Here is a 13,582-nt window from a genome sequence, read left to right on the forward strand (position 1 = left end):
TGACTCCCGTTGGGTAAAAAGAAACCGCCCGACAAATAGACGGGCGGTTCAGTAATGACTAGCTGGCGGTTCTTGGCATCGCGTTCGTTTGCTGCCACTCCTTGTGCAGCCCTTTGAAGAGACTAAAGCACATCAGCAAGAGTACCAGCGTAAAGGGGAGCCCGGTGGCAACCGCCCCTGCCTGCAGTGCGCTCAGTGCCGTGCTGCCGCCGCCATATAGCAGGACGCCAGCGATGACGCCTTCCAGCGTTGCCCAGAAGACCCGCTGGCCTTTTGGCGCATCGGTTTTGCCCCCGGCAGTGATGTTGTCGATGACCAGTGAGCCGGAGTCGGAAGACGTGATGAAGAAGACCAGCACCAGAATGATCGCCAGCGTCGAGGTGATGCTGGTGAGGGGGAGCTGCTCCAGCATGTGGAACATCGCCAGTGAGACATCGCTGATGCCATTGGCCAGTTCACCGACACCGTTGGCCGCTTGAAAAAGCGCTGTACCGCCAAAGGCGCTCATCCACACCAGCGTGACCAGTGTCGGTACCAACAGCACGGCGATCAGAAACTCGCGCACCGTACGTCCTCGGGAGACACGGGCGATGAACATGCCGACAAAGGGTGACCAGGAGATCCACCACGCCCAATAGAAAATCGTCCAGCCGTGATACCAGGCGTCATCTTCGCGACCAACCCAGTTCGACAGGGGAATGAGGTGGCTGGCGTAGTCCAGGGCGGTGGTGCCGATGCCCATCAGGATCATCAAGGTTGGCCCTGCCACGACCACGAACGCCAGCAGTACCGCTGCGATGACCATGTTGATGTTCGAGAACAGCTTGACGCCGCCATCGATACCGCGCCATACCGAGAACAGTGCAATGACCGTCACCACCACGATAATGGCCAGCTGAGTACCGATGGTATTCGGCACATTGAACAGGTAGGCAAGGCCACCGGCGGCCTGGGTGGCACCAAACCCCAGCGACGTCGCCAATCCGAAAATGGTCGCCAGTACGGCAAGAATGTCGATGACATGGCCAGCCCAGCCGCGGGTGCGCTCCCCCAGGAGAGGATAGAAAGCCGAGCGCAGCGTCAGTGGCATTCCCCTATTGTAGGTAAAGAAGGCCAGTGAAAGGCCTACGACGCCGTAAATCGCCCAAGGGTGCAGCCCCCAGTGAAACATGGTTGCACCCATGGCGGCACTGGCACCCCCCGGCGTACTTGCCGGGGTGTTCAGTGGCGTGCCGTACCAGTCGGTGTAGTAGGCCACCGGCTCGGCAACGCTCCAGAACATCAGTCCGATGCCCATGCCTGCCGCAAACAGCATGGCAAACCAGGAAGTACGTGAATATTCGGGCGTCGCATCCTTGCCGCCTAGCCGGATGCGCCCTAGAGGCAGGCAGATCAACACAAGGCAAAACACCACGAAGATATTGCCAGCGATCATGAAGAGCCAATCGAAATGTTCGATCGACCAGTTCCTGGCAAGCCCCAGGTGCGTGTTGGCCGCATCCGGATAGACCAGCGCGTAGATGATGAACAGCACAATAGCGAGCGCGGAGAGTGGAAAGACCGGGTTGTGAAAGTCCAACCCCATGATTTGGGTGTTGTCCTGTCCGGGAGACAGAACAGGGTCGTCGTCGTTTTTCATTGGGTTTCCTCGGTGGCTCTTGTTAGGTGTCGGCGATGGTTCAGCAGCATCGACGCTCTGGATTGTTGAGCCTGTTTTTGAGGAGCAGTGTCGTGAAAGCGACCTTCAGCTATTCATCCTGACGGGCATGTCTCGAATAGATATGTCGATGCCTTTTTGGGGCAAGTGCTACCACCTGGAGGGGATAAGGTCGGATGGGGATAGGGCGATGCAGCGTCATCTCTCCCCTACATAGAATAATAAGCCACAGGAGCTAGCCATGAATGCCACCAACCGCGGAGTGGTCTATAAAGGCCCCGGCGACGTCGCCGTTGAATCCATCGCCTACCCTGAGCTCGCCATCGGCAATCGCAAGTGCGATCACGGCGTGATTCTCAAGGTGGTGACCACCAATATCTGTGGTAGCGACCAGCACATGGTGCGTGGTCGCACCACGGCACCCTCTGGCCTGGTGCTTGGCCATGAAATTACCGGCCTGGTCATCGAATGCGGGCGTGACGTCGAGTTCATTCGTCCCGGTGACCTGGTCTCGGTGCCGTTCAACATTGCCTGTGGCCGCTGTCGTAACTGCAAGGAAGGCCGCACCGGTATCTGCCTCAACGTCAACCCGGCACGCCCGGGGGCGGCCTATGGCTATGTGGACATGGGTGGCTGGGTGGGTGGCCAGACGGAGTACGTCATGGTCCCCTATGCCGACTTCAACTTGCTGAAGTTCCCGGATGCCGACCAGGCCATGGAAAAAATCAAGGACCTGACCCTGCTCTCCGATATCTTTCCCACCGGTTTCCACGGCTGCGTGACCGCAGGTGTCGGGCCTGGCAGTACCGTTTATATCGCTGGCGCTGGCCCCGTCGGGTTGGCCGCCGCCGTCTCTGCCCAGCTGCTGGGGGCTGCCTGCGTGATCGTTGGTGACATGATCGAAGAGCGTCTGGCACAGGCGCGCAGCTTTGGCTGCGAGACCATCGACCTCACCCAGGAGGGCGACATGGCCGACAGGATCGAGGTGATCCTCGGCGAGCGCGAGGTCGATGCCTTCGTGGATTGCGTGGGTTTCGAAGCCCATGCCTGTGGCTGCAACCACGGTAAAGAAGCCCCGGCGACAGTGCTCAACTCGGCGATGGCGCTGACGCGGGCCGGGGGGCAGATCGGTATCCCGGGCCTCTACGTGACGGAAGATCCGGGTGCCGTGGACGACGCGGCCAAGCAGGGGGCGCTGAGCATGCGTTTTGGATTGGGCTGGGCCAAGTCGCATAGTTTCCATACCGGCCAGTGTCCGGTGATGAAGTATCATCGCCCCCTGATGCAGGCTATTCTGTTTGGCAAGGTCAAGATCGCCGACGCGGTGAATGTGCAAATGATTAGCCTCGACCAGGCCCCTCAGGGTTACGCGGACTTCGATGGCGGGGCGGCCAAGAAATTCGTCATCGACCCCCATGGTAGCGTGGCTGCCTGAGCCGCAGCGCCCCGCGCGTTTCGAGGAGCGCCCGCAACTAGATAGAGAGTACGTCAACACCGAGTATGTCAACACAGAGCACGACCCTGGACGGCACCCTGCGGGGGCCGTCCTTGCTCATTTGGGTATAGCCGATCCAGACAATAACGAGTAAGCCATGACCGTCCAGACCGTGACCCCCAAGCGCCGTTTCCGCGCCAAACCCCGTGGCCGTGAACTCGAACCTCAGCTGCTCGACGAGTTGCGTGAGCTGTTGGGCGACGAACGCCAGGACGCGTCGCTACGCCGCCGCGACCTGCTGATCGAACACCTTCATATGCTGCAGGATCGTCGGGGGCATCTGCTGCTGGCGGACTTGCGTGCCCTGGCGGCCTACATGAACCTGCCCATGGCGGCCGTTTACGAGACCGCCACGTTCTACGCACACTTCGATGTCATCCATGATGACCAGTCGCCGCCGCCGGCGGTGACCATTCGTGTATGTGACTCCTTGACCTGCCAACTGGCGGGGGCCGAAGCGCTCAAGGCGCAGCTGGAGGCCAACACGCCGATCGACCAGGTGCGGGTGCTTCGCGCGCCCTGCATGGGGCGCTGCGACACGGCGCCGGTGGTGGAAGTTGGGCACCACCACGTAGCGTTTGCCACTCAAGCGCGAATCGAGGTCGTGATCGCAGCGGCACATTTCCATCCTGCGCCCGTGGAGTGGCAGCGGCTGGAGGCGTACCGTCGTGAGGGCGGCATGGCCCTGCTCCAGGAGTGTCGCGATGGCAACGTCGCGGTGGAAGCGCTGATGGAGGCCATGCAGCAGGCCAATTTGCGCGGCCTGGGCGGGGCGGGCTTTCCCACCTTCAAGAAGTGGACGTTCGTGCGCCAGGAGGCCGGCCCCCGGTACTGCGCTATCAACGCCGACGAGGGCGAGCCCGGCACCTTCAAGGACCGCTACTACCTGGAGCGCTCGCCCCATCAGTTTCTCGAAGGTGCCCTGGTCAGTGCCTGGGCGGTGGAGGCCGAGGCGCTGTATATCTATTTGCGCGATGAGTACCCGGCCCTGCACGGCGTCCTGCGCGAGGCGATTGGCGAGCTGGAAGCTGCGGGCCTGGTGGCGCCGGGCTACATCGTGCTACGGCGCGGCGCAGGGGCTTACATCTGCGGCGAAGAGTCGGCGATGATCGAGTCGCTGGAGGGCAAGCCGGGCAAACCCCGCCACCGGCCGCCTTTCGTTGCTCAGCAAGGGCTCTTTGGTCGCCCGACGCTGGTCAACAACGTCGAGACCGTTTACTGGATTCCCTCGATCTGGCAGCGCGGCGCCGAGGCGTTCGCCAGCCAGGGGCGCCATGGCCGCGTGGGGCTGCGCAGTTTCTCGGTCTCGGGCCGGGTCAAACGCCCGGGCGTATATCTGGCGCCTGCGGGCATCACGCTCAGCGAACTGGTTGACGAGTACTGCGGCGGCATGGCGGAAGGACATCGCCTGGCCGCCTATCTGCCCGGTGGCGCCTCGGGCGGCATTCTACCCGCCGCCAAGGCCGACATTCCCCTCGATTTCGATACGCTTCAGGAGCACGGCTGCTTTATCGGCTCCGCTGCGGTGATCGTGCTCTCCGATCAGGACGACCTGCGTGGGGTGGCCACCAATCTGCTGGCTTTCTTTGCTGACGAGTCCTGCGGCCAATGTACCCCTTGCCGGGTAGGCACGGAAAAAATGCTGACACTGCTCGAGCGCAATGAATGGGACGCCGGGCTGATGACGCAGCTTTCCCAAGTGATGATAGATGCTTCCATTTGCGGGCTTGGCCAGGCGGCACCGAACCCGGTGCTGGGCTTGCTCAAGAATTTTCGCAGCGAACTGGCTGCCCAGCACATCATCGTCAAGGGATAAGGGAGACGACCATGAACGAACAAGACCCGACCCTCGGCTCGAACGAATCTTTCAGCCTGACGCTGGATGGCGTGGAGGTGAACGCTTACCCCGGTGAAACGCTGTGGCAGGTGGCCAAACGTGCCGGTGACACCATACCGCACCTGTGTTTCAAGGATGCCAGCGGTTATCGTGCCGATGGCAACTGCCGCGCCTGTATGGTGGAAGTCGAGGGCGAGCGTACCCTGGCGGCCAGCTGTTTACGTCAGGCAGCGCCTGGCATGGTGGTCAAGAGCGTAAGCTCCCCGCGGGCACAGTCGGCGCGCAAGATGGTCATGGAAATGCTGTTGGTGGATCAGCCTGAGCGCGACCAGAGTCCGGACCGCGCCAGCCACTTCTGGGCCATGGCCGACCAGCTGGCCATCGACGCCACCGAGGTACGCCGCACACTGCCCCGCCGCGACGAACGTCAGGCCACCACCGTGCACCATGTCACGCCTCGGTCGCAAAGCCTGGCGCAGGACGCCAGCCACTCGGCCATGCGCGTCAACCTGGACGCCTGCATCGAGTGCAACTTGTGTGTGCGCGCCTGTCGCGAGGTGCAGGTCAACGATGTGATTGGGTTGGCGCACCGGGGGGCAGCGTCCAAAATCGTGTTCGACTTCGACGATCCCATGGGCGAGAGCACCTGTGTGGCCTGCGGCGAGTGCGTGCAGGCCTGCCCCACGGGGGCGCTGATGCCTGCCACGGTGGTGGATGCCGAAGGGCGAGGTGACTCGTCTGCGGCTGACCGCAAGGTCGATTCGGTGTGCCCCTACTGCGGTGTGGGCTGCCAGCTCACCTACCACATCAAGGATGACGAGATTCTTTACGTGGAAGGCCGCGGCGGCCCCTCCAATGAAAACCGGCTGTGTGTCAAAGGCCGCTTCGGTTACGACTACCCGCGCCACCCCTCTCGGTTGACCACTCCGTTGATTCGTCGCCAGGGCGTGGTCAAAGGCCTCGACCCGAACTTCGACCCGGCCCACCCCTTGACTCATTTCCGCGAGGCAAGCTGGGAAGAAGCGCTGGATGTGGCGGCCAGCGGGCTCGTCCGCCTCAAGCAGGCCCATGGCCCCAATGCCCTGGCGGGCTTTGGCAGTGCCAAGTGCTCCAACGAAGAAGCGTGGCTATTCCAGAAGCTGGTGCGCACCGGGTTTGGTTCCAACCATGTGGATCACTGTACACGCCTGTGCCACGCCAGCTCGGTGGCGGCGCTCATGGAGTGTATTGGCTCGGGGTCGGTCACCGCATCCTTCATGCAGGCAAGCCAGGCCGACGTGGTGATTCTGACTGGCTGTAATCCGGCGGTGAATCACCCTGTCGCCGCGACCTTCTTCAAACAGGCCGCCAAGCGCGGCACCAAAATTCTGATTCTCGACCCCCGCGGGCAGGCGCTGGACGCCTATGCTCATTTGAGCGTGCGATTTGCGCCGGGGGCCGACGTGGCGCTGTTTAACGCCATGCTCAATGTGATCATCACCGAAGAGCTCTACGATACGGCTTACATCGCTGAACATACCGAAGGGTTCGAAGCGCTGAAGACCCACACCATAGACATGACGCCCGAAGCGATGAGCGGCCTGTGTGGGGTCGAGCCCGATACCATTCGCGAGGTGGCGAGGCTTTATGCCACCGCCGAGCGGGCGATGATCTTCTGGGGCATGGGTATCTCCCAGCATACCCACGGCACCGATAACGCCCGTTGCCTGATCTCGCTGGCACTGGCCTGCGGACAAACCGGGCGGCCGGGCACCGGCCTGCACCCGCTGCGTGGTCAGAACAACGTTCAGGGCGCGTCGGATGCGGGGCTGATACCCATGGTGATGCCGGACTATCAGCCGGTCAGCGATGCCCAGGTACGCAGTGCCTTCGAGGAGCTGTGGAATACTCCGCTGGATCCGACGCCAGGGCTCACCGTGGTGGAGATCATGGATGCCATCACCGCGGGCACCATTCGCGGCATGTACATCCAGGGCGAAAACCCGGCCATGTCCGACCCGGATCTGGCCCACGCCCGGGCAGCGCTGGCCACGCTGGAGCATCTGGTGGTGCAGGATCTGTTCGTCACCGAGACTGCCCAGTTCGCGGATGTCATTCTGCCAGCCTCCGCCTGGCCCGAGAAAAACGGTACCGTCACCAATACCAATCGCCAGGTGCAGCTGGGCCGTGCGGCCCTGCCGTTGCCGGGGCAGGCGAAACCGGATTGGTGGATCATCCAGGAGATTGCCAAGCGCTTCGGCCTGGGCTGGGATTACCTGCACCCACGGGATGTCTTCGCCGAAATGAAACAAGGCATGGCCTCGTTGAACCATATCTCCTGGGAACGCCTGGAGCGTGAGGAGTCGGTGACCTACCCCTGTGCAGCAGAGGATGCCCCCGGGCAAGACGTGGTGTTCAGCGAGGCTTTCCCGACGCCGAGCGGTAAAGCCAAATTCTCGCCCACGCGCCCCATCCCGCCCGATGAACCGGTCGACGCCGAGTATCCAACGGTACTGACCACCGGGCGTCAGTTGGAGCACTGGCATACCGGTTCCATGACCCGCCGGGCCAAAGTGCTCGATGATCTGGAGCCGGAAGCCGTGGCGAGCCTGGCTCCCGCCGAACTCGTGCGCCTTGGGTTGGCACCGGGGGATGAGCTGACGATCACCACGCGACGAGGCGCCATTACCCTCAAGGCGAGGGTGGACCCGGGCATGCCGGAAGGCATGGTCTTCGTGCCTTTCTGTTATGGAGAGGCGGCGGCCAACCTGCTGACCAATCCGGCGCTGGACCCCTACGGCAAGATTCCGGAGTTCAAGTATGCCGCATGCCGCTTGAGCCGCAGCGTTGGCGCTGAGGAGGTGCTGCCAGCCCTGTAAACGTTATCCTGCAACGCACCTGGCCCGCATAAGCGGGCCAGGTCGTTTGATAGCGTTACTGCGTTTTGATAGCGTTACTGCGTTTTGGTGGTGACGTCAGCCTTGGGCAAGCTGTAGCGAAGGCCGGTCGTAGCCTGAGTTTTCCAGCATGCGCGCAGCGTACCAGTTGATAAAGTCGATGACGCCGAACTCGTAGGTTTCGGAGTAGGGGCCTGGCTGGTAAGCCTTTGAGTTGATACCGCGCTGATTCTCTTCGGCGAGTTGGCGATCCTGATCATTGGTCGCATCCCACACTCGGCGCAGCTGTTCGGGGTCGTAGTCCACGCCTTCGACCGCATCCTTGTGCACCAGCCATTTGGTGGTGACCACGGTTTGCTGTGGGCCAAGCGGCAGGACGCGGAAGACCACGGCATGATCGCCCATGAAGTGGTTCCACGAATTGGGCAGGTGCAGGATACGCAGCGAGCCCATGTCGGGGCTGGTCAAGCGGCCCATCAACTTCTTGCAGCCGGGCTTGCCGTCCATGGTCATGGAGACGATGCCATCCAGCAAGGGGGTGCGCGTCAGGCGATTACGCTTGCCAAATCGTTTCAACTGGTACGGCACCTGTTCCTGGTCCCAATCGGCCTGCTTGCGTGCCACCAGCGCTTTGTAGGCGGGCGTGGCACGGGGGTCGTCGGTATCATCGAACTCTTGCAACGAGTTCAACAGCTCCGGGTGCGAGCCGTTGCAGTGGTAGCATTCACGGTTGTTCTCGATCACCAGCTTCCAGTTGGCCTGCTCGACGATACTGGACTCCACGGCCACCTTGACGTTGTCCATCTGGTAGGGTGCAAGGTAGTGCTCCAGGGTTTCCAGAAAATCGTCGATGGCGGGCGGCTCATCGCTCAGATTGATGAATAGGAAACCACCGGCAGTACACACACTGACCGGCTTCAGGCCAAATTGGTTGAGGTCGAAATCGCTGCCCATTTCGCTTCCGGCAAACAGCAAACGGCCATCCAGCTCGTAGGTCCACTGGTGATACGGGCAAACCAGCTTGGCCACCTTGCCTTTGTCCTTGACGCAAAGCCGCGAACCACGGTGGCGGCAGACGTTATGAAACGCGTGAATGGTGCCCGCATCTCCCCGCACGATGACGATGGGGTTGTCACCAACCTCCAGAGTCATGAAATTGCCCTTGGCAGGAATCTCACAGGTCATGCCGGCAAACAGCCACTCTTTTTCGAAAATTTCCTGCATATCGAGGGCGAACAGGCGCGCATCGTTGTAAAACGGCTGTGGAAGCGAAAAGGTAGACTTCCTGGTTTGCAGCATGTGGGCCGTTGACTCACGCGCGGCGGCCAGTGGGTCGTCCAGCATCATAGAAACACGTTTTTCCATACCAGTATCCTCGTACGTCACCTTCTCTCTTTCGAGAGCTGTGAGCCGGCCATTAGTCAAAGTTGTTTATCTTGTCGTTGTCGTGCGTAACCTGGCGCTTCATTCAAAGGTGGTCTGTCTCCTCGGCAGATTGTGTTGCAGGCAACTGGCGTCCAGTTGTCTGGCCGCGACATCAGATGGCGTCGTGGCGACTAAAACAGCACTTTCTAAACGATAAGGCGTGGTGTGAGACAAGTGCGCGTCGCTGTCAGGTAAGTCGGTGGGCAGGGGCGTCCCCAAAATGCATTCCAACGGTGCTGGCCGTATGGCAGATACGGTTCGGTGATGCATAGCGACGAAGGCTGGTCAGGCAGAGGCGACAATGACAACCAACTACTTCAATCCGGTCACGACCCAGACCTGGACCAACGGCCGTCACCAGGTGCGTTGTGTCAAAGTCATCCAGGAAACTCAGGATGTGCGCACGTTCTGTTTCATGGCCGAGCAGCCCGTGCTGTTCTTCTTCAAACCCGGTCAGTTCGTGACCCTGGAGCTGGAAATTGATCACCAGCCCGTCATGCGCTCGTATACCATTTCCAGCTCTCCCTCGATCCCGTACAGCTTTTCCATCACCGTCAAACAGGTGCCGGGAGGCAAGGTATCCAATTGGTTGCACGCCAATCTCAAGGTGGGCGACGAGCTCGTCGTGCATGGCCCGGTGGGCAATTTCAATTCCATCGACTTCCCGGCGGAAAAGGTGCTGTTTCTCTCGGGTGGGGTAGGGATCACGCCGTTAATGTCCATGACGCGCTGGTTTTTTGACACCAATGCCAGTGTCGATGTCGAGTTCGTGCATAGTGCCCGTGCCCCCCGCGATGTGATTTACCACCGTGAGCTGGTGCATATGTTCTCGCGTATTCCCGAGTTCAAGTTGCATATCATTTGCGAGAGCAAGGAAGACATCGGTGAGGCGTGGGCGGGGTATCGAGGCTATCTGACCCAGCCGCTGTTCGAGCTGATCGTGCCGGACTTCATGGAGCGGGAGATTTTTTGCTGTGGCCCGACCCCCTACATGAACGCCATCAAAAATATTCTGCGGGCCAACAACTTCAACATGGATCACTACCATGAGGAGTCGTTTGGTGCGACGCCAGTTGAGGTGCGTGAAGATGTTCTTGAGCTGGCCGAGCAGGCCGAGGCAGAGGCCGAAGATGTCGAGGTCAGTGAGCTGTTCAGCATAGAGTTTGCCTCATCCGGGAAAAGCGTGCGGATTCAGCCGGGCGAAACGGTTCACTCTGCGGCAGCCAAGCTGGGTCTGCATATCCCCAAGGCGTGTGGAATGGGCATCTGCGGTACCTGCCGCGTGCCGCTCAAGTCGGGCGAGGTAGAGATGGAGCATAACGGCGGGATTACCGAAGAGGACGTCGAAGAGGGCTATATCCTGTCGTGCTGTAGTCGCCCGAAAGGCAATCTGGTCGTGGATTTCTAACGCGACACGTCGCGCTTCATCAGCCTTCCAGCGCCCTGAACGGCCGTCGCCCGTTCAGGGCGTTTGTCGTTATAGCGGGGTCTGAATCAGCGATGCCGACGATGTCGCAAATGCATCCCCTGGTGACGTCGGCAAGCATCCTGGGCTGGATGACCAACGCTAGTATCGCGGTAACAACACGCTGATAGGGACCTTGATTGACCGTAACCCGGACTTATCGGCATCGGACAGTCAGCCCCGCACTGAAAACGAGTGACCCATGAGGAGGCGGTAATGCTTCAGAATAATTTTTCCCCCCGCGCACGTTTGGCCAGCTACGACTCGCTGCTGGCGGAAGCCATTGCCGAAGAGACGGCCCGCCAGGAAGCACACATCGAGCTGATCGCCTCCGAAAACTACACCAGCAAGCTCGTCATGGAGGCACAGGGTTCACAGCTCACCAACAAATATGCCGAGGGCTATCCGGGGCGTCGCTATTACGGTGGGTGTGAGTTCGTCGACAAGGTGGAGGCGCTGGCCATCGAGCGCGCCTGCGATCTGTTCAGCGCCAACTATGCCAACGTGCAGCCGCACTCGGGTGCCCAGGCGAATGCGGCGGTGTTCATGGCGCTGGTGTCGCCCGGCGATACCGTGCTGGGCATGAGCCTGGCCCACGGTGGGCACTTGACCCATGGCGCGGCGCCCAACTTCTCGGGCAAGCATTATCACGCGGTGCAGTACGGCCTGAAGCCGGACACCGGCGAGATCGACTACGAAGAAGTCGAGCGCCTGGCGCGGGAGCATCGCCCGAAAATGATCATTGCGGGGTTCTCCGCGTACTCCCGTGTCGTGGATTGGCGGCGTTTTCGCGATATCGCCGATGAAGTAGGGGCGTACCTGATGGTCGATATGGCCCACGTGGCAGGGCTGGTGGCGGCAGGGCTCTATCCCAGTCCGATTCCCTTTGCCCATGTGGTGACCACCACAACCCATAAAACGCTGCGCGGTCCTCGCGGTGGTTTGATCCTCTCCGCCCATGGCGACGAGGCACTCTACAAAAAGCTCAATGGCGCGGTCTTTCCGGGCCAGCAGGGCGGCCCGTTGATGCACGCGATTGCGGCCAAGGCAGTGGCGTTCAAGGAAGCCATGAACCAGGAGTTCGTGCGCTATCAGCAGCAGGTGATCGATAACGCCAGAGCGATGGCCAGCGTCTTCGTCGAGCGTGGCTACGATGTCGTGTCTGGCGGCACCGACGATCATCTCTTTCTGGTATCGCTGATTCGCCAAGGGATTACCGGCAAGGATGCGGATGCCGCGCTTGGTCGTGCGCACATCACGGTCAACAAGAATACGGTGCCCAACGACCCGCAAAGCCCCTTCGTGACCTCTGGCTTACGGATTGGCACGCCAGCGGTCACTACCCGCGGGTTCGATGCCCAGGAGTGCGGCGAACTCGCCGGTTGGATATGCGACATTCTCGATGAGCTGGCCGCTGGCGCGGATACCGCGTCCATCGAACGCCAGGTGCGTGCCCACGTATACGAGGTGTGCGCGCGTCATCCGGTCTACGCCACGGCCGTCGCCGAAACCGCCGAATCCATGGCTTGACAGGAGGCTTCTATGCAACGTTATTCCGGCTTCGGCCTGGTCAAGCATGCGCTTAGCCACCACGAGAATTGGGAGCGCCAATGGCGCAATCCCACGCCCAAGAAGCAGTACGACGTGATCATCGTCGGTGGTGGTGGGCATGGTCTGGCCACGGCCTACTATCTGGCCAAGGAGTTTGGCGTCAAGAACGTGGCGGTCATCGAAAAAGGGTGGCTGGGCGGGGGCAATACGGCTCGCAACACCACCATCGTACGCTCCAACTACCTGTGGGATGAAGCGGCGGCCCTTTACGAACATGCCATGAAACTATGGGAGGGGCTCTCTCAGGACCTCAACTACAACGTCATGTTTTCACAGCGGGGCGTTCTTAACCTGGGGCATACCCTGCAGGACATGCGCGATATCCAGCGCCGGGTGAATGCCAATCGTCTGAACGGCATCGATGGCGAAGTGCTGGATGCCAAAGGGGTGCAGGAGCTTGTGCCGATCATGGACTGCTCCAGGAACGCTCGCTATCCGGTCATGGGCGCCTCCTGGCAGCCGCGTGCCGGGGTGGCCCGCCACGATGCGGTGGCCTGGGGCTATGCCCGCGGTGCCGATGCCCATGGCGTGGATATTCTGCAGCAGACCGAAGTCATCGGCTTCAAGATCCGCGATGGCCGCATCTACGGTGTGCACACCAACCGGGGCGATATCGAGGCCAAAACCGTAGGCTGTGTGGCGGCCGGCAACTCCAGCGTGCTGGCCAGGATGGCAGGCTTCAATTTGCCGCTGGAGTCCCACCCTCTCCAGGCGCTGGTGTCCGAACCCATCAAACCGATACTCGATACCGTGGTGATGTCCAATCATGTGCACGGCTACGTCAGCCAGTCCGACAAGGGCGATCTGGTGATCGGCGCGGGCATCGATGGCTATAACGGTTATGGGCAGCGTGGCAGTTACCCCACCGTGGAACACACTCTGCAAGCGATCGTGGAGATGTTCCCGATCTTCTCTCGGGTGCGCATGAATCGGCAATGGGGCGGCATTGTCGATACCTGCCCGGATGCCTGCCCGATCATCTCCAAAACCCCCGTGAAGGGTCTGTACTTCAACTGCGGCTGGGGAACGGGTGGGTTCAAGGCGACGCCCGGGTCGGGCCATGTGTTTGCGGCCAGCCTGGCCAAGGGTGAAATGCACCCCATCGCTGAGCCGTTCTCCATGTTCCGCTTCCACAGCGGTGCGCTGATCGACGAACACGGCGCTGCCGGTGTCGCTCACTAAAATTTGCAAAAGCCGGGGTTTGCAAGAGAGGAGA

At 60.9% G+C, this 13,582-nt stretch carries 8 protein-coding genes; 6 read left to right on the forward strand and 2 right to left on the reverse strand.

What is annotated here, in order from left to right; genetic code table 11:
• Nucleotides 1-58: 58 nt before the first annotated feature.
• Complete coding sequence (locus tag IE091_RS07360) at nt 59-1,639, reverse strand: BCCT family transporter (protein WP_189463290.1); 1,581 nt, start codon at nt 1,637-1,639, stop codon at nt 59-61.
• 259 nt (nt 1,640-1,898) lie between these two features.
• Between IE091_RS07360 and fdhA the strand changes: the two genes are divergently transcribed.
• From fdhA to fdhF, 3 genes are all read left to right on the forward strand, one after another.
• Entirely contained in the window at nt 1,899-3,092 is a 1,194-nt protein-coding gene (gene fdhA / locus IE091_RS07365; RefSeq protein WP_189463292.1) for a formaldehyde dehydrogenase, glutathione-independent, read from the forward strand.
• A gap of 157 nt (nt 3,093-3,249) precedes the next feature.
• Nucleotides 3,250-4,968, forward strand: coding sequence for an NADH-ubiquinone oxidoreductase-F iron-sulfur binding region domain-containing protein (locus IE091_RS07370; protein ID WP_189463295.1), 1,719 nt, complete (start codon nt 3,250-3,252; stop codon nt 4,966-4,968).
• 11 nt (nt 4,969-4,979) lie between these two features.
• Nucleotides 4,980-7,847 carry a formate dehydrogenase subunit alpha gene (fdhF, locus tag IE091_RS07375; protein ID WP_189463297.1) on the forward strand — a complete coding sequence of 956 codons (2,868 nt, stop codon included), beginning with the start codon at nt 4,980-4,982 and terminating at the stop codon, nt 7,845-7,847.
• 96 nt (nt 7,848-7,943) lie between these two features.
• On the opposite strand, the gene IE091_RS07380 is transcribed toward fdhF, so the two are convergent.
• The gene (locus tag IE091_RS07380) at nt 7,944-9,230 is read right to left on the reverse strand and encodes an aromatic ring-hydroxylating oxygenase subunit alpha (RefSeq protein ID WP_189463299.1); all 1,287 of its coding nucleotides are present in this window, start codon (nt 9,228-9,230) and stop codon (nt 7,944-7,946) included.
• 361 nt (nt 9,231-9,591) lie between these two features.
• Here IE091_RS07380 and IE091_RS07385 point away from each other — a divergent pair, with 361 nt between their 5' ends.
• The 3 genes from IE091_RS07385 (at nt 9,592) to IE091_RS07395 (ending at nt 13,548) form a co-directional block, all read left to right on the forward strand.
• Nucleotides 9,592-10,698: an FAD-binding oxidoreductase gene (locus tag IE091_RS07385; protein WP_144983684.1), complete on the forward strand. Its 1,107-nt coding sequence runs from the start codon at nt 9,592-9,594 to the stop codon at nt 10,696-10,698.
• Nucleotides 10,699-10,971: 273 nt separating this feature from the next.
• Entirely contained in the window at nt 10,972-12,285 is a 1,314-nt protein-coding gene (gene glyA / locus IE091_RS07390) for a serine hydroxymethyltransferase (RefSeq protein WP_189463301.1), read from the forward strand.
• Between the two features lie 12 nt (nt 12,286-12,297).
• Nucleotides 12,298-13,548: a sarcosine oxidase subunit beta family protein gene (locus tag IE091_RS07395; protein ID WP_189463303.1), complete on the forward strand. Its 1,251-nt coding sequence runs from the start codon at nt 12,298-12,300 to the stop codon at nt 13,546-13,548.
• Nucleotides 13,549-13,582 lie beyond the last annotated feature (34 nt).

The sequence above is a fragment of the Vreelandella hamiltonii genome, from assembly GCF_014651775.1.
GTDB classification, from domain to species: Bacteria; Pseudomonadota; Gammaproteobacteria; order Pseudomonadales; family Halomonadaceae; genus Vreelandella; species Vreelandella hamiltonii.

What these genes read in the sequence shown, in the direction of transcription:
- IE091_RS07360 (WP_189463290.1), bottom strand. Translation starts at nt 1,639, where the DNA reads ATGAAAAACGACGACGACCCTGTTCTGTCTCCCGGACAGGACAACACC.
- fdhA (WP_189463292.1), top strand. Translation starts at nt 1,899, where the DNA reads ATGAATGCCACCAACCGCGGAGTGGTCTATAAAGGCCCCGGCGACGTC.
- IE091_RS07370 (WP_189463295.1), top strand. Translation starts at nt 3,250, where the DNA reads ATGACCGTCCAGACCGTGACCCCCAAGCGCCGTTTCCGCGCCAAACCC.
- fdhF (WP_189463297.1), top strand. Translation starts at nt 4,980, where the DNA reads ATGAACGAACAAGACCCGACCCTCGGCTCGAACGAATCTTTCAGCCTG.
- IE091_RS07380 (WP_189463299.1), bottom strand. Translation starts at nt 9,230, where the DNA reads ATGGAAAAACGTGTTTCTATGATGCTGGACGACCCACTGGCCGCCGCG.
- IE091_RS07385 (WP_144983684.1), top strand. Translation starts at nt 9,592, where the DNA reads ATGACAACCAACTACTTCAATCCGGTCACGACCCAGACCTGGACCAAC.
- glyA (WP_189463301.1), top strand. Translation starts at nt 10,972, where the DNA reads ATGCTTCAGAATAATTTTTCCCCCCGCGCACGTTTGGCCAGCTACGAC.
- IE091_RS07395 (WP_189463303.1), top strand. Translation starts at nt 12,298, where the DNA reads ATGCAACGTTATTCCGGCTTCGGCCTGGTCAAGCATGCGCTTAGCCAC.